The sequence below is a fragment of the Streptacidiphilus albus JL83 genome, assembly GCF_000744705.1.
Classification (GTDB): domain Bacteria; phylum Actinomycetota; class Actinomycetes; order Streptomycetales; family Streptomycetaceae; genus Streptacidiphilus; species Streptacidiphilus albus.
On the sequence record NZ_JQML01000001.1, the window covers coordinates 3,092,802 to 3,114,350 of the forward strand.

18 protein-coding genes, 1 tRNA gene and 1 pseudogene are annotated in these 21,549 nt (G+C 71.9%); 14 read left to right on the forward strand and 6 right to left on the reverse strand.

Annotated elements, in window-relative coordinates; genetic code table 11:
* Positions 1–44 precede the first annotated feature (44 nt).
* The 4 genes and pseudogenes from BS75_RS13345 to BS75_RS13360 all read left to right on the forward strand — a co-directional run bounded on the left by BS75_RS13345 (position 45) and on the right by BS75_RS13360 (position 3,884).
* The gene (locus tag BS75_RS13345; protein WP_034088370.1) at positions 45–722 is read left to right on the forward strand and encodes an HAD family hydrolase; all 678 of its coding nucleotides are present in this window, start codon (positions 45–47) and stop codon (positions 720–722) included.
* 628 nt (positions 723–1,350) lie between these two features.
* Positions 1,351–2,334 (forward strand): annotated as a pseudogene (locus BS75_RS51895) (helix-turn-helix domain-containing protein); the annotation flags it as partial.
* 758 nt (positions 2,335–3,092) lie between these two features.
* Entirely contained in the window at positions 3,093–3,695 is a 603-nt protein-coding gene (gene orn, locus BS75_RS13355) for an oligoribonuclease (protein WP_034088371.1), read from the forward strand.
* Positions 3,696–3,808: 113 nt separating this feature from the next.
* A tRNA-His gene (locus tag BS75_RS13360) sits at positions 3,809–3,884 on the forward strand.
* 106 nt (positions 3,885–3,990) lie between these two features.
* Here BS75_RS13360 and BS75_RS13365 read toward each other — a convergent pair.
* From BS75_RS13365 to BS75_RS13375, 3 genes are all read right to left on the reverse strand, one after another.
* Complete coding sequence (locus tag BS75_RS13365) at positions 3,991–5,004, reverse strand: slipin family protein (protein ID WP_081982297.1); 1,014 nt, start codon at positions 5,002–5,004, stop codon at positions 3,991–3,993.
* 104 nt (positions 5,005–5,108) lie between these two features.
* The gene (locus BS75_RS13370) at positions 5,109–5,852 is read right to left on the reverse strand and encodes a pentapeptide repeat-containing protein (RefSeq protein WP_197091938.1); all 744 of its coding nucleotides are present in this window, start codon (positions 5,850–5,852) and stop codon (positions 5,109–5,111) included.
* 112 nt (positions 5,853–5,964) lie between these two features.
* Positions 5,965–7,017 (reverse strand): LacI family DNA-binding transcriptional regulator, encoded by a 1,053-nt coding sequence (locus BS75_RS13375; protein WP_042437188.1) that lies wholly within the window; start codon positions 7,015–7,017, stop codon positions 5,965–5,967.
* 263 nt (positions 7,018–7,280) lie between these two features.
* Between BS75_RS13375 and BS75_RS13380 the strand changes: the two genes are divergently transcribed.
* The 8 genes from BS75_RS13380 (at position 7,281) to BS75_RS13415 (ending at position 17,351) form a co-directional block, all read left to right on the forward strand.
* Positions 7,281–8,825 carry a glycoside hydrolase family 1 protein gene (locus BS75_RS13380; protein WP_081982299.1) on the forward strand — a complete coding sequence of 515 codons (1,545 nt, stop codon included), beginning with the start codon at positions 7,281–7,283 and terminating at the stop codon, positions 8,823–8,825.
* A 193-nt stretch (positions 8,826–9,018) separates the two neighbouring features.
* Entirely contained in the window at positions 9,019–9,510 is a 492-nt protein-coding gene (locus BS75_RS13385) for a hypothetical protein (RefSeq protein WP_034088372.1), read from the forward strand.
* Between the two features lie 426 nt (positions 9,511–9,936).
* A complete protein-coding gene (locus BS75_RS13390; protein WP_052069397.1) occupies positions 9,937–11,061 on the forward strand; it encodes a LacI family DNA-binding transcriptional regulator in 1,125 nt (374 codons plus the stop codon).
* A gap of 14 nt (positions 11,062–11,075) precedes the next feature.
* Complete coding sequence (locus BS75_RS49285; RefSeq protein ID WP_034088373.1) at positions 11,076–12,062, forward strand: ABC transporter permease; 987 nt, start codon at positions 11,076–11,078, stop codon at positions 12,060–12,062.
* A gap of 3 nt (positions 12,063–12,065) precedes the next feature.
* Positions 12,066–13,025, forward strand: a complete 960-nt coding sequence (locus tag BS75_RS49290) for an ABC transporter permease (protein ID WP_042437190.1) — start codon at positions 12,066–12,068, stop codon at positions 13,023–13,025.
* 56 nt (positions 13,026–13,081) lie between these two features.
* Positions 13,082–14,215, forward strand: coding sequence for an ABC transporter ATP-binding protein (locus BS75_RS13405; RefSeq protein ID WP_176572875.1), 1,134 nt, complete (start codon positions 13,082–13,084; stop codon positions 14,213–14,215).
* Positions 14,212–15,267 carry an ABC transporter ATP-binding protein gene (locus BS75_RS13410; protein ID WP_231607761.1) on the forward strand — a complete coding sequence of 352 codons (1,056 nt, stop codon included), beginning with the start codon at positions 14,212–14,214 and terminating at the stop codon, positions 15,265–15,267. Before BS75_RS13405 ends, BS75_RS13410 begins: the two co-directional genes overlap by 4 nt.
* Positions 15,268–15,653: 386 nt before the next feature.
* A complete protein-coding gene (locus BS75_RS13415) occupies positions 15,654–17,351 on the forward strand; it encodes an ABC transporter substrate-binding protein (RefSeq protein ID WP_034088374.1) in 1,698 nt (565 codons plus the stop codon).
* 57 nt (positions 17,352–17,408) lie between these two features.
* Here BS75_RS13415 and BS75_RS13420 read toward each other — a convergent pair whose 3' ends face one another.
* Positions 17,409–18,350, reverse strand: coding sequence for a spermidine synthase (locus tag BS75_RS13420; RefSeq protein WP_042437191.1), 942 nt, complete (start codon positions 18,348–18,350; stop codon positions 17,409–17,411).
* Between the two features lie 37 nt (positions 18,351–18,387).
* Positions 18,388–18,795, reverse strand: coding sequence for a hypothetical protein (locus BS75_RS13425; RefSeq protein WP_231607762.1), 408 nt, complete (start codon positions 18,793–18,795; stop codon positions 18,388–18,390).
* A 241-nt stretch (positions 18,796–19,036) separates the two neighbouring features.
* On the opposite strand from BS75_RS13425, the gene BS75_RS13430 reads away from it, so the two are divergent.
* Both BS75_RS13430 and BS75_RS48110 read left to right on the forward strand, forming a co-directional pair.
* A complete protein-coding gene (locus BS75_RS13430) occupies positions 19,037–20,365 on the forward strand; it encodes a hypothetical protein (protein ID WP_034088375.1) in 1,329 nt (442 codons plus the stop codon).
* Between the two features lie 265 nt (positions 20,366–20,630).
* Positions 20,631–20,801 carry a Gfo/Idh/MocA family oxidoreductase gene (locus tag BS75_RS48110; protein WP_156164254.1) on the forward strand — a complete coding sequence of 57 codons (171 nt, stop codon included), beginning with the start codon at positions 20,631–20,633 and terminating at the stop codon, positions 20,799–20,801.
* Between the two features lie 65 nt (positions 20,802–20,866).
* On the opposite strand, the gene BS75_RS13435 is transcribed toward BS75_RS48110, so the two are convergent.
* Complete coding sequence (locus BS75_RS13435; protein ID WP_034088376.1) at positions 20,867–21,511, reverse strand: histidine phosphatase family protein; 645 nt, start codon at positions 21,509–21,511, stop codon at positions 20,867–20,869.
* Positions 21,512–21,549 lie beyond the last annotated feature (38 nt).

The following is a 21,549-nucleotide window of genomic DNA, read 5'->3' on the forward strand; positions in this document are numbered from 1 at the left end:
AACTTGCCTCGTGCATATGCCAACCGACTGAAACGATGCGTCCCATGCCGCCGCTGATGCTGTTCGACCTCGACAACACCCTGATCGACAGAGACCGCGCCTTTCGCGCCTGGGCCGCCTCCTTCCTCGCCGACCGCGACCTCCCGCCGAGCGGCCTCGACTGGCTGGTGACCCTCGACTGCGGCGGCTACGCCGGCCGACGGGTCGTGCTGCAGGCGGCGGTCGAGCACTTCGGCCTCAGCGAGGACGTCGAGCCGCTGCTGGAGGAGTACCGGGAGCACCTGGTGCAGTTGGTGGAGTGCCCCTCGGCCCATCTGGACGCGCTGCAGGCCGCCCGCGCGGCCGGCTGGACGATCGGCATCGTGAGCAACGGCGACACCAAGCCCCAACTGGCGAAGATGGAACGGACCGGCCTGGCCGACCTGGTGGACGGGTGGATCATCTCGGAGGAGGCCGACTGCGCCAAGCCCGACCCGCGCATCTTCCGGCTGGCCGCCGAGCGCTGCGGAGTCCGACCGGACTCCGACTGGCCCGAGAACAGTTGGATGGTGGGCGACCACCCGCCGGCCGACATCGCCGGAGCCCGGCTCACCGGGCTGCGCAGCGTCTGGCTCGCCCACGGCCGCCCCTGGCCCGAAACCGCCTACGCCCCCACCTTCACGGCCGACGCACTGCCGACCGCCGTGACGCACATCCTCGACTCGACCGGCGCACTCGACTGAGCACACGCAACCGCCGTTACGCGCCCCCCTTCACGCCCGTACGCCCCCTGCGCTCCCAAGCATTGGTTTTCGGTCAACTTCGTCGGGTTCCCTCATGATTGAATGCGCGTCCGGTTCTGTATCCCGCGCTGAGCTGCAGGTTCTCGCGAACCGGCCAATCGGCCGTGCGACAACTGGCCAGCACCTGACACGCCCCCTTCCCCGACGGCCCGTCGGGTGCGACCCTCGGTGATCGAATGCTTCACGCCAAATTGCCTTGTCGACATAGCGTTAGATGGTGAACTAGTCGCACCAACATCCCTGGACACAGTAGATTCGATCTTGGCGAGTGCGGGGGGCCGCGAAATGCTGCACAGGACCGATCAACCATGACGCCCCAGGCGTGGGCCGCGCGCTCGAGCACTCCCGGTGATATGCCGGGCGTTCCGCGCGTCGCACCACTCACGTCAGCGGCACACACGACCGAGGGGGCCGGAGCGCCTTGAGCAGGGTGAGTAGGAGCGCCGCAACAACGGACGGCGCAGCGTCCCCGCACGAACGGCGCGGAGCGTTCGCCGCGCTCGGTACCGGTGAACGTGTCGCCAGCGTCCCCACACCTACTCCCCCCTCCGACGAACCGTCAGCCGGCGCTGCTCCCCGCAAGCTCTCCGGTCGCCGTCGCCCCGAGGTCGTCGCCGTCCTCCTGTTCAGCGGAGCGCCGATCTTCGAGAGCTCCATCCCGCTCTCCGTCTTCGGCGTCGACCGCCAGGACGCCGGCGTCCCCCGTTACCGGCTGCTGGTGTGCGCCGGGGAGGACGGGCCGCTGGCCACCACCGGCGGGCTGACCATGACCGCCCCCTACGGCCTGGAGTCCCTGGGACGGGCCGGCACCGTGGTCGTGCCCGCCTGGCGCTCCGCCGCCCAACTCCCGCCGCCCGAGGCGCTGGAGGCGCTGCGCAAGGCGCACCGCGAGGGGGCCAGGATCATCGGGCTGTGCACCGGCGCCTTCGTCCTCGCCGCCGCCGGCCTGCTGGACGGACGGCCGGCCACCACCCACTGGATGTACGCGCCCACCCTCGCCAAGCGGTACCCGCAGATCCAGGTGGACCCGAGGGAACTGTTCATCGACGACGGCGACGTCCTGACCAGCGCCGGCACCGCCGCCGGGATCGACCTCTGCCTCCATGTGGTCCGCAGCGACCACGGGGCCGAGGCGGCAGCCGCGTTGGCCCGCCGACTGGTGGTACCGGCGCGCCGCAGCGGAGGACAGGCCCAGTACATCGATCGGTCTTTACCTGAAGAGATCGGCAACGACCCGCTCGCCGAGGTCGTGACCTGGGCCCTGGACAACCTCTCCAAGCAGTTCGACGTGGAGACCCTGGCGGCCCGCGCCTACATGAGCCGGCGCACCTTCGACCGGCGCTTCCGTTCGCTCACCGGCAGTGCTCCGCTGCAGTGGCTGATCTCGCAGCGGGTGCTGCAGGCGCAGCGGCTGCTGGAGAGCACGGACGTGTCCGTGGACGAGGTGGCCAGGCGGTGCGGCTTCCGTTCGCCGGTGGCACTGCGAGGGCACTTCCGTCGACAGCTCGGGGTCTCCCCCGCCGTCTACCGGACGTCCTTCCGGGCCCGGCAGTCGGTTCCCGCTCCCTCGGACGGCCAGTCGGCGTCCCCGACGGGCAGTCAGGTCGGCGGCGGCTCGTTCATCGGTGCGGCCGCCTCGGCCTTCCCCGGCCAGGGCGCCCCGTCCCAGGGGTTCGCCGGGCAGGGGCTGACCGGGCAGGGGTTGGGCGGCCAGGGCTTCGGCGGCCAGGGGCAGGGGTTCGGCGGGCACGCGGCCGGCCAGGGCTTCACCGGCTCCGGGCAGGGCCTCGGCGGCTCCGGCCTCGGCGGCTCCGGGCAGGGCCTCGGCGGTCAGGTGGTGAGCGGTCAGGGCCTCGCCGGTCCGGGTTTCTCCGTCCCGGGCAGCGGTGACGCCCCACGCGTCCCCCGGCCGAACACCCGCTCGCGGCGGACCGGTCGGCCCGGCCCCGGCGATCCGGGGCTGGCCGACCACGCCGCCACCGAGGACGGCCGAGGCGAACGCGACTTCCCCGAGCCCCCCGGCGGCGGGGGCGGGACGGCGCGGGCGCACCCCGACGCCGTGGCCCCGGTCCTCCAGCGGGGCGCGCGGGAGTAGCGCGGAGGCAGGCGGAGCAGGTCCGGGCCGAAACGCGGCGGCCCGGACCCGAGCCGACCGCGTCGGCCGTACGGGCCGTGCCCCGGCTGCGGCGCGGTTTGACTTGCGCACCGGACGACGGATGATCGACTATGCGGGACCGGTACGTCGCCCCGGCGTCCCACCGGTTCCGCACAGCCCGTATCGGACGAAAGCCACTCAGGACGGTGAACCGCGTGAATGATCGCATGGTCTGGATCGACTGCGAGATGACAGGGCTCGACCTCGAACGGGATGCGCTGGTGGAGGTCGCCGCGCTGGTCACCGACTCCGAGCTGAACATCCTGGGCGAGGGCGTGGACGTGGTGATCCGTCCCCCGGCCGAGGCGATCAACACCATGCCGGACGTGGTGCGGGAGATGCACACCGCCTCGGGCCTGCTCACCGAGCTGGAACAGGGCGGCACCCTGGCCGAGGCCGAGGCGCAGGTGCTCGCCTACATCCGCGAGCACATCCCCGAGGCCGGCAAGGCCCCCCTGTGCGGCAACTCGGTGGCGACGGACCGCGGCTTCCTCGCCCGGGACATGGCCACCCTGGAGCAGCACCTGCACTACCGGATCGTGGACGTCTCCTCGATCAAGGAGCTGGCCCGGCGCTGGTACCCGCGCGCCTACTACAACAGCCCCAAGAAGGTGGGCAACCACCGTGCGCTGGCGGACATCCGCGAGAGCATCGCGGAGCTGCGCTTCTACCGCGAGGCCGTCTTCGTGCCCCAGCCGGGCCCGGACACCGACGCCGCCCGGGCCATCGCCGCGCGGCACCAACTGCCCCCGGCCTGACCTGCTGCGACAACCGGGGCCGACACGCACGACCGGCTCGGAAAGCCGGTCGTGAGCACCGCTCGGGATCCTGTAGAGTTATCCCCGTCAGCGCGACAGAGCGCAGACGGATGGTGGGTGTAGCTCAGCTGGCAGAGCACTGGGTTGTGATCCCAGGTGTCGCGGGTTCGAGCCCCGTCACTCACCCCATCGGTAGGGCCCGGTTCTCCTGGAGAACCGGGCCCTACTTGCTGTGCTCCGTCGCCCGGTCGGTCCGTGCCCAAGCCCCAGGGGCGACCGGCGGGCTGTCGCCCCGTCAGCCGGCTGCGCCGTCGGGCCGCTCGTCGACGGGCGGGCCATCGATCCGGTGCTGCGCCTCCGGCTCGGGCCCGTCGAGTTCGCGGACGTCCAGCTCGGGCACCTCGACGGCGGGCACCTCGACGGCGGGCACGTCGACCTCCGGCACTGCCAGCTCGGGGACGTCGGCGATGTCCGGCAGCGCCGCCAGCGCCTCGTCCAGCGGGATCGGCTCGGGCATCGGCCTGCGCGGCACCGAGGTCGGCGACTTGGACCGCTCGGGGGTGGCCCCGTCCAGGAAGCGGAGCAGTTCCACCGGGAAGGGCAGCACCAGCGTGGAGTTCTTCTCCGCCGCGACCTCGACCACCGTCTGCAGCAGCCGCAGCTGGAGCGCGGCCGGGGTCTCACTCATGATCATGGCGGCCTCGGACAGCTTCTGGGAGGCCTGGAACTCACCGTCCGCGGTGATGATCCGCGCTCGGCGCTCACGCTCGGCCTCGGCCTGCCGGGACATCGACCGCTTCATCGACTCGGGCAGCGCCACATCCTTGATCTCCACCCGGTCGATCAGGATGCCCCAGCCGTTGGAGGGGCTCTCCAGCATCAGCTCCAGGCCCTGGTTCAGCGGCTCGCGGTTGGTCAGCAGGTCGTCGAGCTCGCTCTTGCCGATGATCGACCGGAGCGAGGTCTGCGCGACCTGGGACATCGCGAAGGTGTAGTTCTGCACATTGACCGAGGCCAGGACCGGGTCCTTGACCTGGAAGTAGACGACCGCGTCCACCCGGACCGTGACGTTGTCCCGGGTGATGCCCTCCTGGGCCGGCACCGGCATGGTGATGATCTGGACGTTGACCTTGCGCAGCCGGTCGGCGACGGGGATCAGCAGGGTCAGCCCTGGCTGCCTGATCGACTTGTGGACCCGCCCGAAGCGGAAGACGACGCCGCGCTCGAACTGCTGCACCACCCGCACGCCGGTGGCCACCCACAGCGCACCTGCCCCCAGCACACCCAGAAGCACGTCAACTCCGAGCATCCCAGCACCCCACCTCATCAGCACATACGGTGGCCCGACAGCTGTCGGTAACAGTCACTCCCAACGTTACTCGGCAGTCCCTGTCACCGGAACGGTTAGGACGATCAACCACTCACCGGGATCACCTGTACGCCGAAGGCGGCCAGCAGCACCGCTGCCTGCCGCTCCGAGACGCAGGCGCCGCGCAGCACCGGAATGTCCGTGACCGTCGGCTCGCCCAGGTCGGCGCCCCGGAGATCCGCCCCGGCGAACCGGGCGGAGCGCAGTTCCGCCCCGCCGAGCCGGCAGCCGTCGAGCACGGCGTCCCGGAAGTCGCAGCCGGTGAGGTCGGCCTCGGTGAAGTTGAGCCCGTCCAGCACCGCTCCCCGGAAGTCCAGACCGGCCACGTCGGCGAGGCCGAGATGGCAGCGGACGAAGGTGTAGCCGATCCCGCGCAGGGCCGAGAGCCGGGCCCCGACCAGTCGGCACTCCTCGAACCGGGCGCCGGCCAGCAGGGTCTGGCCCCACTGCGAGTTCGCCAGGTCGATCCCGTGGAAGACCGCGTCGGTCAGGTCCGCCCGTCCCGCCTTGAGGAAGGCGGCGCTGCCCCCTTCGAACCTGGCCTGGTCGAGCATGGCCCCGCCGAGGTCGGCCCGGTCCAGCCGGCAGTCGAGGAAGGCCGCCTCGGCCAACCGGACCCCGCGCAGGTCGCTGTCCTCGAAGCCGCAGTTGCGGAAGGTGAAGGGTGCGGCCGGGTAGGACAGCGCCCGGCGGAGGTCGAACCCGGAGAAGTCGACGCCGACGTGCTCCCGCCGGTCGGCGAGCAGGCTCCGGGCATCGAGGTCGGTCTCGGGACGTTGAGTGGTCACCCGGCCCACGCTCTCACACGGCTCCGACAACCGGTCCTGGCGCACGGCGCCGAGGACCGCCCGGCCGCGCCCGCCCTCGCCCGCGCTGCTCGCCCGCGCCGCGCGCCCCGGCTCAGGCCGAGGCCCGCAGCACCAGCTCCGTGGCCAGCTCGATCCGCTCATGGGTGCGGTCCGGGGCCGCGATCTCGTCCAGCAGCAGCCTGGCCATCATCCGTCCCATCTCCTCCGTGGGCTGGCGGATGGTGGTCAGTGGCGGATCCGTGTGCCGGGCCACCGAGGAGTCGTCGAAGCCGATGACCGCCACGTCGTCGGGCACCCTGCGCCCGGCCTCGCGCAGGGCGCGCAGCGCGCCGACCGCCATCAGGTCGGAGGCGACGAAGACCCCGTCCAGCTCCGGCCGTCGGCCCAGCAGTTCGCGCATCTGCCGGTGCCCGGTCTCCTCGGTGAAGTCACCGTTGACCACCAGCTCCTCCTGCTGGGGCAGCCCGACCGCGTCCAGGGCCTGGCGGTACCCCTGGAGACGGCTGCGTCCGGCCTCCATCCCCAGCGGGCCGGTGATGGTGGCGATCCGGGTGCAGCCGCGACTCGCCAGGTGGCGGACCGCGGCCTCGGCGCCGCCGCGGTTGTCGCAGTCCACGTAGCTCAGCGTCTCCAGGACCGAGCGGCGACCGCCGAGGACGGCCGGCAGGCCGAGCCGTTCCAGCAGGTCGAGCACCGGGTCCTCGGTCCGGACGGAGACCATCAGCACCCCGTCCACCCGGTGTCCGCTCAGGTAGGTGCCGAGACGGGTGCGCTCCTGGTCGGTGCGGACCAGTATCAGCAGCAGCTGCATGTCGGTCTCGGCCAGCTCGGTGGCCACGCCGCGGATGATCTGCGCGAAGAAGGGCTCGGAGGCGAGCCGGCTCTCGGTCTCCGGGATGACCAGGGCGACCGCGTCGGTCCGGCTGGTGACCAGGGTGCGCGCGGCGCGGTTGGGTACGTAGCCCAGCTCGGCGATGGCCTGCTGGACGACGGCGCGCGCCTGGTCGCTCACCCCCGGCGAGCCGTTGACCACCCGGGAGACGGTGCCCCGGCCGACCCCGGCGTGCCGGGCGACCGCCTCCAGCGTGGGGCGGGCGGCCCTCGGCTTCGACACGGGGTGCGGGCGTTCGGCAGCGTCGGTCATCGCGGGCCCTCCTTCTCGTTCGAGTGGCACCTTAGACCACTCCCGTCGGAAGGGTTGCCGTCTTCACGGGTGCGCTGACCCGCGTTGCTTGACAGTCGCTGCGGTTGGGGCGACGATTTCGAGAGGTTCGATTGGGAGCGCTCCCATCCACATGGACACTCCCCACGCTTCCCGTCGGACCGGACCGACCGGACCGACCGCACTGGCATGCGCGTGCACCCGACCCGTCCCACCGTCCACCAACTTTTTGGGAGCGCTCCCGTATGACCGCACTCCAGACCTCCCTCGGCCGGCCCAACCCAGGCCGTACCCCGTGCCCGGTACCGGCCCAGAGCCCGGGCGCGGCCGACGCCGTCACGGCCGGACTCACCGCGGACGAGGGCCTGCTCCGCTTTCCCACCGACTTCCTCTGGGGCGCCGCCACGGCCGCCTACCAGATCGAGGGAGCGGTGACCGAGGGCGGACGGACCGCCTCGATCTGGGACACCTACAGCCACACCCCCGGCCGGATCCGCAACGGCGACACCGGCGACACCGCGGCCGACCACTACCACCGCTTCCGCGAGGACATCGCGCTGATGTCCGACCTCGGCCTGCAGGCGTACCGCTTCTCGGTCTCCTGGTCCCGGGTCCAGCCCACCGGGCGCGGCCCGGCGGTGGAGCACGGCCTGGACTTCTACCGGGCGCTGGTGGACGGCCTGCTCGAAGCCGGCATCACCCCGGTGGCCACCCTCTACCACTGGGACCTGCCCCAGGAGTTGGAGGACGCCGGCGGCTGGCCGGTGCGCGACACCGCCGAGCGCTTCGGCGAGTACGCGGCGCTGATGGGCGAGGCCCTCGGCGACCGGGTCGGCCTCTGGACCACGCTGAACGAGCCCTGGTGCTCGGCCTACCTCGGCTACGGCTCCGGCGTGCACGCCCCGGGGCGCACCGAGCCGGCCTCCGCCCTCCGGGCCGCGCACCACCTCAACCTCGGCCACGGCCGGGCGGTCTCGGCGCTGCGCGCGGCGCTCCCCAGCTCGGCCCGGCTCTCCATCACGCTGAACCTGCACGAGGTCCGGCCGCTCAGCGACAGCCTGGCGGACCAGGAGGCGGCGCGCCGGATCGACGCGGTGGGCAACCGGGTCTTCACCGGGCCGATCCTCGACGGCACCTACCCGGAGGACCTGCTGGCCGACACCGCCCACCTGCTCGACTGGTCCGAGGTGATCCGTCCCGGCGACGTCGGGGCGATCTCGGCGCCGATCGACCTGCTGGGCATCAACTACTACACGCCCACCCTGGTCTCCTCCCGGCTGGGCACCGACGGCCTGGGTGCCGGCAGCGGCGCGGCCACCAGGGACGACGGCCACGGCCGGAGCGAGCACTCGCCCTGGCCCGGGTCCGAGGACGTCATCTTCCACCTGCCTCCGGGCGAGCGCACCGCGATGAACTGGAGCATCGACCCCAGCGGGCTGTACGACCTGCTCACCCGGACCGCCCGGGAACACCCCGGCCTGCCGCTGCTGGTGACCGAGAACGGCGCGGCCTTCGACGACTACGTCAACCCCGAGGGCGAGGTCCGCGACCCGGAGCGGATCGCCTACCTCCGGTCGCACCTCGCCGCCGTCCACCGCGCGCTGGCCGAGGGCGTCGATGTGCGCGGCTACTTCCTCTGGTCGCTGATGGACAACTTCGAGTGGGCCTACGGCTACGGCAAGCGCTTCGGCGCCGTGTACGTGGACTACGCGACCCAGCGCCGCATCCCCAAGTCGAGCGCCCTCTGGTACTCCGAGGCGATCCGGCGCGGAGGCGTGAGCGGCAGCTGAGTGAAGTGCACCGAGCCGCGCCGCGCCCCCGTTACGGGGGCGCGGCGCGGCTCGTTGTGTCGGGTGGATCACCGTCGCGCGCCCGCCCCTCCGGCGGGCCGCCCCGAGGCGGATCCAGGCAGCACGCCCCGACCCGGCCCGGCAGGCCCCGCCTGCCGCGACCGGCCAACTCGGCGAGGAAGTACCGAACCTGATGCGCCCCACGCCCCGCCGGTCGCCGTTGCGCCGGTCCGTGCCGATGGCCGCCCTGCTCCTGCTCCCGGCCTGGGCCCTGCTCACGGACGGGGGTGCGCGGCCGGAGCCGCGGCCGGCCGTGCGGGCGGCCGGACCGACCTCGGTACCGGCCCTCCCGGTGGCGGCACTGCGCCCCGGCCCGGGCCGGGGGCTACCGACCCTGAGCGCCCCGCCGCCCCTCTCCCCGGCTTCCCCGACTCAGCTCCCGCCCGCCCCGACTCCGCTCGCGCCCGCTGCGGCCCGACCCGCCCCGCCGCCGGGCACCCTGCCCCCGCACCGGGCCCCGTCCCCGCCGGCACCGACCCGGCATCCGGACGTCCCAGTGGCCGAGACCGGCGCCACCGCCCGGGAGGCGGAGGACCACAGCTCCGCGCTGGTGCCGATCGCGCTGGGCCTGGCGCTGACCGGAGCGGCCGTCTACAAGCACCGCGGCCTGCCCGGGGGCCACTGAACTGCACTGTCGGCGTAAGCGCTTCCAGACGCATCAGGAATCTCCCGGCGACGCACGGATCCGCAACCCCGGCCGGCCCCGGCCGCCCTCCGTGGGCTCGGCGCACCGCAGCCGAAACCTTCGGGCCCTGAACATTCGGCCCGCCTCTCCCGGACCTCCGACCGGCACCGGTCCAACCCGTCCCACCTGCAGTTATCACCATCCGGCGGGCACCTGGCGGCACATCGGGCCATCGGTCGGGCACGCTCCTACCGTTCATTTCCCGAAGGCAAACAGCCTGTTTCCGGCTGATGAACCAACGGAAAGTCACATCAACGTAACGGCAGCGACATTCACTCTTGCGGGACTCGGGGCACCGCCCTACCTTCATCGCAGACCCACCCCGGTAAGCGCTTACGGAACACCCCGACCTGGAGAGGTCCCCCCATGGATGCACGAGCCACCACCGGTGCGACACCGACGATCTACGACGTCGCCCGCCGTGCCGGTGTCTCCATCGCGTCCGTTTCCCGGGTTCTCAACGGCCGGGACAATCCGCGACCGGCCACCCGCGACCGGGTGCTGCAGGCCATCAGCGAGCTCGGCTTCGTCCCCGACGGAGCGGCCCGCGCGCTGAGCAGCCGGCTGAAGCACGTCGTCGGCGTGGTGTTCCGACGGGTCTACGGAACCGACGACGGCATGTTCGAGGACGAGTCGGAGAGCCTGCTCTTCGGCGACCAGATCAATCGGGGCATCGAGATCGTGGCCCAACGCCGCGGCTACGACCTGCTGGTGAGCTCCGTCAACATCGACGAGCACACGCTGCCCAACCGGATCATGACGATCGCCGGCAAGTGCGACGGGCTGATCCTGCACGACCAGGTGCTCTCCCCCGCGGGAATCGCCAACATCGCCCGGACCGTCCCGGTGGTGACCCTGGCCGGCGCCAGCGGCGGTCCGACCGCCAATGTCCGCGGTGACAGTGCGTCAAGCATGCGGGAGCTGGCCCAGCACCTGGTCCAGGACCACGGCTACCGCCGGCTCGCCTACATCGCCGGGCACGCGGACAGTCCGGACAACATCGTCCGCGGCCGTTCGTTCATGTCCGAGGTGCGGGCGCTCGGCGGCGAGTGCCTGACCGGCCCGGCCTGGCAGGGCGACTACTCGGCCGGCAGCGGGGTGCAGATCGTCCGGGGCCTGATCGCCCTGGGCGCGACCCTTCCCCGGGCCATCGCCTGCGCCAACGACCAGACCGCACTGGGCGTCATCTACGCCCTGGCCGAGCACGGGCTCGACGTGCCCGGTGACGTCGCCGTCACCGGCTTCGACGACCTGCCCTTCGCCCGGCACCTGCGACCGCAGTTGACCACCGTGCGCCAGCCCATCCAGGAGATCGGCGCCCGAGCCTTCGAGGTCCTTCACAGCATGATCACTACCGATAGCGGCGGGAGCGCTCCCAAGGACGAACGGGCGGCCCCACCCGACATCGTCCTGCCGACCAGGCTCGTCCGCCGCGAGAGCTGCGGCTGCCCACCCGATTCCCAGCCGCCCGTGTGGCGCCAGGTCAACTGAGAGGAGGCAGTCCCATGCGCACCATCCTGCGTCGGCTCGGCTTCTACGTCCTCGCCGCCTTCGCCGCCCTGACTCTGAACTTCTTCCTGCTCCGCATGCTCCCGGGGAACCCCCTGGCCGCCGCGCTCGCCAAGAGCACCGCCCAGGTCACCCCCGCCGAGCTCAAGGGCCTGGAGCAGCTCTACGGGATCGGCACCCACCAGAGCCTGATCTCCCAGTACCTCACCTATCTGGGGCAGTTGCTGCAGGGCAACCTCGGTACCTCCACCGCCAAGAGCGTCCCGGTGACCACCCTGATCTCCACCGACCTGCCCTGGACGCTCGGCCTGATCAGCGTCGCCACCGCCGTCTCCTTCATCCTCGGGACGCTGATCGGCATCCTGGTCGGCTGGCGGCGCAGCGGACTGCTGGACGCGATCCTGCCGGCCAGCACCTTCTTCCAGGCGGTGCCGTACTTCATCCTCTCCTTCCTGCTGCTGATCACCGTCGGCTACTACGGCGGGCTGCTGCCGATCGTCGGCGGCTACGACACCTCGCGGGACTCGACCGTCACCGAGGGCTGGAACATGGGCTTCGTCGGCAGCGTGATCAGCCACGGGGTGCTCCCGGCGGCGGCGATCGCGCTGGCCTCGATCGCCGGCTGGATCGTCGGGATGCGCAACATGATGATCACCACCATGGACGAGGACTACGTCCTGGTCGCCGCCGCCAAGGGGCTGCCGCAGTGGAAGGTCGCCGCCGTGGCCGCCCGCAACGCGCTGCTGCCGAGCATCTCCAACTTCGCGCTCTCGATCAGCCTGGTGGTCACCGGCTCGATCGTGACCGAGATCGTCTTCACCTATCCGGGTCTCGGCAACGAGATCTACCAGGCGATATCCAACACCGACTACCCGGTCATGCAGGGGATCCTGCTGGTCATCGTGTTCACCGTGCTGGCCGCCAACTTCCTGGCCGACCTGGTCTACGTCGCACTCGACCCGCGCGCCCGCAGGGAGGCCTGAGCCATGCGGTACCTCCGTTCCACCAAGGTCGTCATCGGCCTCGGCATCCTGGTGGTCTTCATCCTGACGGCGCTGTTCGGCCCGCTGGTCGCGCCGCACTCGGCCGACTGGCAGGCGAGCACCAGCGACTTCAAGGCCCTCTCCCCCTCCGGCCGGTTCTGGCTCGGAACCGACGTCCAACAGCACGACCTGTTCTCGCAGTTGCTCGCCGGCGGCCGGGACACCCTGCTGATCTCGCTGCTGGCCGGGCTGATCGCCACCGTGCTGTCGGTGGTGATCGGGGTGACCGCCGGCTATGTCGGCGGCCTGGTGGACGACCTGCTCTCGGCGCTCACCAACATCTTCCTGGCCCTGCCCGGGCTGCTGATCCTGATGGTGGTGCTGCGGGCGCTGCCGCAGGACATGACCAGCAATCCGCTGACCATCGGCGCGGTGATCGCACTCACCGCCTGGGCCTGGGGGGCCAGGGTGCTGCGGGCGCAGACGCTGACCCTGCGCAACCAGGACTACGTCGAGGCCGCCCGGGTGATCGGCGAGCGCAAGCCCCGGATCATCGTCTTCGAGATCGTGCCGAACCTGCTGCCGATCCTCGCCTCCTCGTTCATCTTCACGGTGATCTACGGCATCGGCACCTACGCCACCCTGGCCTGGCTGGGCCTGATCGGCGGCAACAGCGTCACCTGGGGCACCATGCTCTTCAACGCCCAGCAGCAGGGCGCGCTGATCTCCGGCTGGTGGTGGTGGTACGCCCCGCCCGCGCTCTGCGTCGCCGCCGTGGGTGTCGCCCTCGCCCTGCTGAACTTCGGCATCGACGAGATCATCAACCCCCGGCTGACCTCGGCCCGCGGCACCCGCGGCCACCGGATCCGGTTCGTGCTGGGCTTCACGCCCGTCGTCAGGGCCTCGGCCCCGCGGCCGGCGGCCGACCTCACCCCGGACCTCACGAAGGAAGTTGTCCAGTGACCCCGACGACTCCGACCACCCCGACGACTGCGCGGCCCTCGGCGGCGGCGTCCACCGTGGGCGCGCCGGTGCTGGAGATCCGCGACCTGTGCGTGGACTACGGCCTCGGGCCGAAGGCGGTGCGGGCGATCACCGACGCCTGCATCACCCTGCACCGGGGCGAGGTGCTCGGCCTGGCCGGTGAGTCCGGCTCCGGCAAGTCCACTCTCGCCTATGCGCTGACCAGACTGCTCCGCGCACCCGGCGTGATCACCGACGGCGAGGTGCTGTTCCACGCGACCGGCCCGGACGGCGCTCCGGCCCCGATGGACCTGCTCGCCGCGACCCCGGCCGAGCTGCGCCGGATCCGCTGGTCGCAGCTGGCGGTGGTGTTCCAGAGCGCCATGCACGCGCTCAACCCGGTCGCCCGGGTGGACGCCCAGCTGACCGACGCGCTCAAGGCGCACCGTGCGGGCATGACCTCGGCCCAGCGCCGGGAGCGGGCGGTGGAGTTGCTGCGGATGGTCGGCATCAGCGAGGACCGGCTGCGCAGCTACCCGCACGAACTGTCCGGCGGCATGCGGCAGCGGGTGATGATCGCCATGGCCCTGGCACTGGAACCGCAGGTCGTCATCATGGACGAGCCCACCACCGCGCTGGACGTGGTCACCCAGCGGGAGATCATCGAGGAGCTGATGCTGCTCAAGGAGCGGCTCGGGTTCGCGATCATCTTCATCACCCACGACCTCTCGCTGCTGATCGAGCTGGCCGACCGGATCGCCATCATGTACGGCGGCCGGATCGTGGAGCAGGCCGACGCCCGGCAGCTCTTCCACGCCCCGCGCCACCCCTACAGCCTGGGGCTGCTCAACTCCTTCCCCTCGCTGCACGGCGAGCGGGTCCGGATGGAGGGCATCCCCGGCTCGCCGCCGTCGCTGGCGACGCTGCCGTCCGGCTGCGCCTTCCATCCGCGCTGCCCCTACGCGATGGACCGCTGCCGGGAGGAGGTGCCGGTGCTGATGTCCCCCACCGGCGAGACCGGGGAGCGCACCGCCGCCTGCTGGCTGCAGGACGGACGGCAGGAGGTCCCGGCCCCGTTGGCGCTGACCGCCTCGCCGGCGGCCACCCCCACCGCATCGAACCCGACCGCGACCCTGCCCGCCCCCCAGCGCCCGGCCGGCGCTGCCCCGTCCGACGGGAGCCCCCTGTGACCACCGAGGTAGAAGGCCGCGTGGTGCACGGGCCGAAGCGTCCAGGCGTCCCCGCCCTGGAGGCCCGCAGCCTGACCAAGCACTTCCCCGTCCACAACGGGCTGCGGCGCGGCAGCACCCAGTTCGTCCACGCCGTCGAGTCGATCTCGCTGGCGCTGCCGGAGGGAACCGTCACCGCCGTGGTCGGCGAGTCCGGCTCCGGAAAGTCCACCCTGGCCAGGATGCTGGTCCAGCTGATCGCCCCGACCTCGGGCGAACTGCTGCTCGACGGAGAGCCGGTCGGCACCAGCGCCAAGGCCCGGCGCGACTACACCAGCCAGGTCCACCTGGTGCTGCAGGATCCTTTCTCCTCGCTCAACGCCGTGCACACCGTCCGCTACCACCTGGAGCGCCCGCTCAAGCTGCACCGCCGCCCCGGCAGCGCTGAGGAGCTGGACGAGCTGGCGAAGTCGCTGCTGGAACGGGTCGCCCTGAGTCCGGCCGACCGCTACATCGACAAGTACCCGCACGAGCTCTCGGGCGGTCAGCGCCAGCGCGTCGCCATCGCCCGGGGGCTGGCCGTCGAACCCCGGGTGCTGCTCGCCGACGAGCCGGTCTCCATGCTCGACGTGTCGATCCGGCTGGGTGTCCTCAACCTGCTGGACGAGCTCCGCGAACGCGAGCGGCTGGCGGTGCTGTACGTCACCCACGACATCGCCTCGGCCCGCTACCTGGCCGACACCGTCGTGGTGATGTACGCCGGCCAGGTGGTCGAGTCGGGACCGGCGCTGCAGATCACCGAGAGCCCGGCCCACCCGTACACCCAGCTGCTGCTCAGCGCGGCCCCCGACCCGCAGCGCGAGGGCACGGTGGTGCTGCGCGGCCGGGGCGCGCCGCCGAGCCTGATCGACCCGCCGAGCGGCTGCCGCTTCAACACCCGGTGCCCGTTCGCGATGGACATCTGCCGGAGCAGCACGCCCCCCGCGCTGCCCGTCGGCGACGACCAGGTCGCCGCCTGCTGGCTGCACAGCCCGGACCACAAGCCCGAAGCCCCGGTCGCGCCCGCGCCCTGAGCCCGGGCCACCCGGTCACGCACCGGAGGCACCCCGCCCGCACCACCCCACCCTCGCACCCCACCACCAGGCACCACCCTCGCGCACCACCCTCGCGCACCACCCTCGGCACGACGAAGCAGCGGCAACGACCATGCGACAGGACGAGGAGACGACATGGGAGACCCCGTCAGAACCGGCTCGCGCCGGGACCCGCCCAGAGCCGGCGCCCGGCGCGCCACGGACGGTCCGTCCCCGCCCCCGACCGGGGCGGACCGGCAGGTCCCGGAGGAGTGGCCGCTCCTCCGGGACGCGACACGGAACACCGCAGCACCCTACGCAGCACGCACGAGACATCCGGACACAAGGAGCGTAGAACAGTGACTCGCAATACCACCATCAGAGCGATGGCCGTCGTGGCTGCCCTCGGACTGGGTCTGACCGCCTGCTCCTCCAGCCACAGCACCCCCAAGGCCGGCGGCTCGGGCTCGACCGGCGCCGTGGGCAAGACCCTGGTCATCGAGGACAGCCCGGCGACCTCGTTCACCGAGGACTTCAACCCGTTCGTGGCCGGCGCCGACTTCAGCGGCAACCAGAACGCCAACTCGCTGGTCTTCGAGCCGCTGTTCCAGATCAACAGCCTCAACTCGACCGAGGCGCCGCTCCCGTGGCTGGCCAAGTCGCAGACCTGGTCCAACGACAACAAGACGCTGACGCTGGACCTCCAGCCCGGCGCCAAGTGGAGCGACGGGCAGGCCTTCACCTCGGCCGACGTCGTCTTCACCTTCAACCTGATGAAGCAGTACCCCGCCGCCGACAGCGGTGCTCCGATCATCAGCAGCGCCAGCGCGCCCGACGCCACCACCGCCGTGCTGAACTTCGCGACCCCGCAGGCCGCCAACTTCGTCGCGATCGACCAGCAGCTGATCGTGCCGCAGCACATCTGGTCCAGCCTGGGCGACCCGACCAAGGCCGTGATCACGGCGGCCCAGGCGGTCGGCACCGGACCGTACACGGTGGACCAGTTCTCCTCCCAGAAGGTGAGCTACAAGGCCAACCCGAGCTACTGGGGCACCAAGCCGACCGTCCCGGAGATCGAGTTCCCGGCCATCGCCACCAACGACGCCGCCCAGCTCCAGCTGTCGCAGGGACAGATCGACCTCACCGGCAACAACATCCCGAACGTCCAGAACGTCTTCGTGGCCAAGGACCCGGCCCACAACCACCTGTTCACCAGCAGCGCGCCGTACTTCCCGGCCGGCAACACCGTGTCGCTGTTCTTCAACCAGAAGAGCCCGAACGCCCCGGCCCTGACCGACCCGAAGGTCCGCCAGGCGATCAGCGCCGGCGTCGACCGGCAGACGCTGGCCAACCAGTGCGAGACCGGCTACGAGGCGCCCGCCAGCAGCTCGGGCGGCCTGATCGCCCCGGTCAGCGGGAGCCTCATCCCCAGCTCGCTGACCAACGACCTCCAGTCCACCAGCGACTCGGCCAAGGTCACCAGCCTGCTCACCGGCGACGGCTACACCATGGTCGGCGGCAAGTGGACCAAGGGCGGCAAGACGATCAAGTTCAGCGTCCTCGACCCCTCCGACTACAGCGACTACTTCTGCGACGCGGGCGACGTCGTCAGCCAGCTGAACAAGCTCGGCTTCGACACCACCCAGGTCACCGGCGTCCAGAGCACCGCCTGGGCCCAGGACGTCGCCGAGGGCCAGTACGACGTGACGATCCACTGGGGCCAGGGCGCGACGCCGTTCCTGCAGCTGCAGTACCTGCTCGACTCCACCCAGTCCGCCGCCATCGGCCAGTCCGCCGCCGGCGACATCGAGCGCTACAGCAGCGCCGCCGCCCAGGCCGCGCTCACCAAGTACGAGGGCGAGTCCGCCTCGGACACCGCCTCCCAGAACACGGACCTCGCCGCGCTGGAGCAGATCGTCTCCACCGACGTCCCGGCCGCGCCGATCCTCTACGGGGCGTCCTGGTACGAGTACAACGACGCCAACTACACCGGCTGGCCCAACTCGGCGAACCCGTACATGAACCCGAGCCCGAACAGCCAGGCGTACGAGTACATCATCCTGCAGCTGAAGCCGACCGGCTGATCCCGACAGCCCGTCGGAGCAGCCCGGCCCTGGTCGACCGGACGACGCTCCGGCCGGTCAGTCGAAAGCTCCCGACGGCGGCGCGGGAGAGGGTCGCGCGCCCTCGTCGGTGACCGGCACGGCCCCTGCCTGGAAATCCACCAGGCGGGGGCCGTGCTCGATGCGTCCGGGGAAGGAGTCGGTGGCGATCCGCCGGGTCAGCTCCGGGATCGGCAGCGGCTGCCGGGCCGCCAGCAGGACCAGGTTGCCGAACCGGCGGCCCCGCAGCACCGTCGGGTCGGCGATCAGCGCGACCTCGGCGAAGACCGCCCGCAGGGTCGCCACCTGGCCCCGGGCGAAGTCGAGCCGGCCGCCGTCGGTGATGTTCACGGCATAGCGGCCCTCGGGTCCCAGGGCGTCGTCGACCAACCGGGCGAACTCGACCGAGGTGCAGTGGGCGGGGATGCGGGCACCGCTGTAGATGTCGGAGACCACCAGGTCGGCTCCGCCGCCGGGGGCCCGCGCCAGGATCTCGCGGGCGTCGCCGCCACGCACCCTGAGCTGCCAGTTGCGGTCCAACGGGAGCTCCCGGCGGACCAGTTCGGTCAGCCGGGTGTCGATCTCGGCGACCTGCTGGCGCGAGCGGGGACGGGTCGCGGCGATGTAGCGGGCCAGGGTCAGCGCCCCGCCGCCGAGGTGGAGCGCGGTCAGCGGCCGGTTCGGCGGTGCGGCCAGGTCCGCGATGTGCCCGAACCGGCGCTGGTACTCGAAGGACAGGTAGGTCGGGTCGGCCAGGTCGACGTGCGACTGCGGTGTGCCGTCGAGCAGCAGCGTCCAGGCGCCGGGGCGGTCCCGGTCCGGCACGATCTCGGCCGTCCCGGAGGCGACCTCCTCGGTGACCGGCCCGCCCCCGCGCTGCCGCGCCGGATCCGGCTGCTTGGCCGTACCCGACTGCTTGGCCGTGTTCGCCTGCTTGGCCGTGTTCGATTGTCCGTCTGCGCCCTGCCGCTTGCGTGCCACCCCCCGAGTATGCCGGTGCGCCGCAGGAAGCCGCCGGTCAGAGGCAGTCCGACCCGCTCGCCGCGAGGGTCCTGGCGGCCTCGCCGAGAGCAGCGCGGAGCAGCACCGGGTCGGTCAGCGAGCGTCCGGGCGAGGGCGGCAGCAGCCAGCTGCGGTCGGAGTCCGGCGGGGGCGTCCTGACCCCGGAGTCGCCCGGGAGGTGCCAGGTGTCCGCCGCGCCGAGCGGGACCAGGAACGACAGTGTGGCCTCGCCGTCCTCGTGCAGCACCGGGCCGCAGGCTCCCCGGAGCCGGAGGATGTCCACGGTCTCCAACCCCTGCCGCTCCGGCACCGTCACCACCTCGCACAGGGGCCCGGCCGGGCCCCCCGCACCGTGCGGGCCGCTCACGCCGTGCGGGCCGCTCGGCAGGCAGGCCGGCAAACCGTTGTGCACACCGTTGTGCATGGACGCCTCCTCAGCGTGCGCCACCCGGACCGGGCGGCGTGTCTGACCAGCACAACGCAGGAATCGGCCGCAGGCCACGGGCGCGACCCATGGCAGGTCATGGCATTTCATAGCAGAACGCTGCAAGTGTGTCCGCTTTGCCGGAAAACCCTACGTGTTCGAATGCTGACGGAGAGTACTGTCTTGCCACACCCCAGCAGCCTCGATCCACCCAGCAGCCCGACCGACAAGGGGCAGCACCATGAACAACTCCCTTGGCCCTTCCCCCAACGCGTTGATGCGGGAGCTCCGCGGCGACCTCTCCGCCGGCGAGTTCGCCGCCACCGTCCGCCGTGCCGCCCGAGAGATCGGCGAACACGTATCGTGTGACGCGCGCTACGTCGGGCGGATCGAGTCGGGCGAGATCAAATGTCCCAACTACGCCTACCAGCGCGTGTTTCAACACATGTTCCCCGGCTCGTCCCTGGAGGAGCTGGGCTTCGCCTCCCGTCGGGAGGCACGGCACGGCCAGCAGCGCCACCGCGTGCCTCCCGGGCCGGGCGACCCGATCCACGAGGAGAACGACGACGTGCATCGACGCACGTTCCTGACCGGTGGCCCCGCCGCCGTGGCCACCGCACTCGGCCTCGACCACCCCGCCGGCGCCACTGAGATCCCCGCCGGGACGAAAGTCGGCGTGAGGGATGTCCGCACGGTGGAGGAAGCCGTCCGCAACATCCGACTGCTGGACGACGTCCACGGCGCGGACACGCTGTTCGAGCGGGCCGGCCGCTCCCTGCGGACCGCCTACCAGCTGCTCAACTGCGGCAGCTACAACAGCCGGGTGGAACAGCGGCTGCAGGCCGCCGCCGGCGAACTGGCCATCTCCGTGGGCTGGCTGGCGCACGACTCGGGCCGGCTCCCCGAGGCCCGGTCGTTCTACTCCGAGGCCCTGGCCACCGCCCGGATGTCCAACGATCCGGCGTTGGAGGCACACTCCTTCTGCAACAGCGCCTTCCTCGCCCGGGACGCCGGCCGTCCCCGGGAGGCCGTCCGCGCCGCCCAGGCGGCGCTGCAGGCGGCCGCGCCGCTGCGCTCGGCCCGGCTCCGCTCGCTGCTGGCCATGCGCGAAGCGGGGGGATGGGCGCTGCTGCAGGACCGCAGCGCCTGCGTCCGCTCGATCGCCCTGGCCCAACGGTTGTTCGCGGCGGGCCCGGCGGATGCCGATCCGGAATGGATGTCCTTCTACGGCGAGGCCGAACTGCTGGGGCTCGAATCCCAGTGCTGGTCGGCGCTGGGGGTGTGGGGGCCGGCCACCGACCGCGCCCGCCGAGCCATAGAGCTGCAACGCCCGCACTTCGTCCGCAACCGGGCGCTGTACACCGCCGAACTCGCCCAGAACCAGCTCGGCGCGGGTGAAGTGGCGGCTGCCGGCGCCAGCGGATCCGAGGCGGTCGCCCTGCTGGACGGCGTGCGGTCCACCCGGATCAGGGGGATGGTCGCGGAGACGGCCGCGCGGCTGCGTCCGTACCAGTCCGTGCCCGAGGTCGCCGACTTCGTCCACCGCTACGGCGTCGCCCTGGCCGGGTGATCCACCGCTACGCCTGGCACCACCGTCCCCCGATGAGGTGATCCCTGATCCACCGCGCCCTTCACCGAAGGAAGGAGCGATCGCCCGCCCCTTGCTTCACTGAGAGCATGACTTCCGACTCCACCACCCCGCTCCTGGTCGCGCTCGTCGGCTACGGTCTCGCGGGCAGGAGGCGGCGCTGCGGGCCGGGCGCGCCCCCGCCGAGGACGGCCGGGGCGAGCGGCCACCGGCCGAGTACGGCCGGCTCGGCGCGGGCGAGGACACCGTGCCCCACCCGCCCCTGCCCGGCGCCTACCAGGAGTTCTACCTCGGCATCGCCGAGGCCGTACGCGGCCACGCCCCGGTGCCGGTCGAGGCCCGGGACGCGGTGGCCACCCTCACCGTCCTCGAAGCGGCGCGGCTCTCCGCCAGGAACCGGCAGGTGGTGACCGTCTGATCCGGCCGCCCCGGCCGCTCCTACCGCCCCTGCCGCTCCTGCCGCCCCTGAAGGTTCAACTCGGGTCAGTCCAACCCGAGATGGGCCGCATCGTTCCAGCGTTCCACGGCGCGCACCCCGTACTCCCAGGTCAGGACGGACAGCGTGGCCGGGCCGAGCTTGAACCGCTGCCCGTTGACGGCCGGCAGGCCGAGCCAACGGGCGGTGAGGATCCGCAGCAGGTGTCCGTGCGCGAAGACGAGGATGTCGTTGTCGGCGGAGTGCATGGTGGTGGTGTCCGGATCGGGCACCCCGCCGGTCTCCGCCGTCCAGTCGATGAACCGGTCGACGCGGGCGGAGACCTGCTCCAACGTCTCGCCCCCGGGCACACCGTCGCGCCAGATCAGCCAGCCGGGCCGGTCACTGCTGCGGATGTCCGGACCGGTCCGGCCCTCGTACTGCCCGTAGTCCCATTCGAGCAGGTCGGGAGCTTCGGTGAGCCGCTCGCCGAAGCCCGCCAGCTCGGCGGTCTCCCGCGCCCGGACCAGCGGGCTGGTCAGCACCCGGGCCTCGGGCAGTCCGCCCCAGGGGTCACGCTTCAGCCGGTCGCCCAGGCGCCGGGCCATCTCCCGTCCCTCCTCGGTGAGCGGGATGTCGGTCCGGCCGGTGTGCCGACCACTCGCGGACCATGCGGTCTCACCGTGTCTGACCAGCAGAATCCGCGACGGCATGAGACGACTCCTTGCGCTCGGGGCAGTGCGAGCCGGGG

Coding starts and splice junctions, on each gene's coding strand:
- BS75_RS13345 (WP_034088370.1), top strand. CDS start 45: ATGCCGCCGCTGATGCTGTTCGACCTCGACAACACCCTGATCGACAGA.
- BS75_RS13365 (WP_081982297.1), bottom strand. CDS start 5,004: ATGCTCGGAGTTGACGTGCTTCTGGGTGTGCTGGGGGCAGGTGCGCTG.
- BS75_RS13375 (WP_042437188.1), bottom strand. CDS start 7,017: ATGACCGACGCTGCCGAACGCCCGCACCCCGTGTCGAAGCCGAGGGCC.
- BS75_RS13380 (WP_081982299.1), top strand. CDS start 7,281: ATGACCGCACTCCAGACCTCCCTCGGCCGGCCCAACCCAGGCCGTACC.
- BS75_RS13385 (WP_034088372.1), top strand. CDS start 9,019: ATGCGCCCCACGCCCCGCCGGTCGCCGTTGCGCCGGTCCGTGCCGATG.
- BS75_RS13390 (WP_052069397.1), top strand. CDS start 9,937: ATGGATGCACGAGCCACCACCGGTGCGACACCGACGATCTACGACGTC.
- BS75_RS49285 (WP_034088373.1), top strand. CDS start 11,076: ATGCGCACCATCCTGCGTCGGCTCGGCTTCTACGTCCTCGCCGCCTTC.
- BS75_RS49290 (WP_042437190.1), top strand. CDS start 12,066: ATGCGGTACCTCCGTTCCACCAAGGTCGTCATCGGCCTCGGCATCCTG.
- BS75_RS13415 (WP_034088374.1), top strand. CDS start 15,654: ATGGCCGTCGTGGCTGCCCTCGGACTGGGTCTGACCGCCTGCTCCTCC.
- BS75_RS13425 (WP_231607762.1), bottom strand. CDS start 18,795: ATGCACAACGGTGTGCACAACGGTTTGCCGGCCTGCCTGCCGAGCGGC.
- BS75_RS13430 (WP_034088375.1), top strand. CDS start 19,037: ATGAACAACTCCCTTGGCCCTTCCCCCAACGCGTTGATGCGGGAGCTC.
- BS75_RS13435 (WP_034088376.1), bottom strand. CDS start 21,511: ATGCCGTCGCGGATTCTGCTGGTCAGACACGGTGAGACCGCATGGTCC.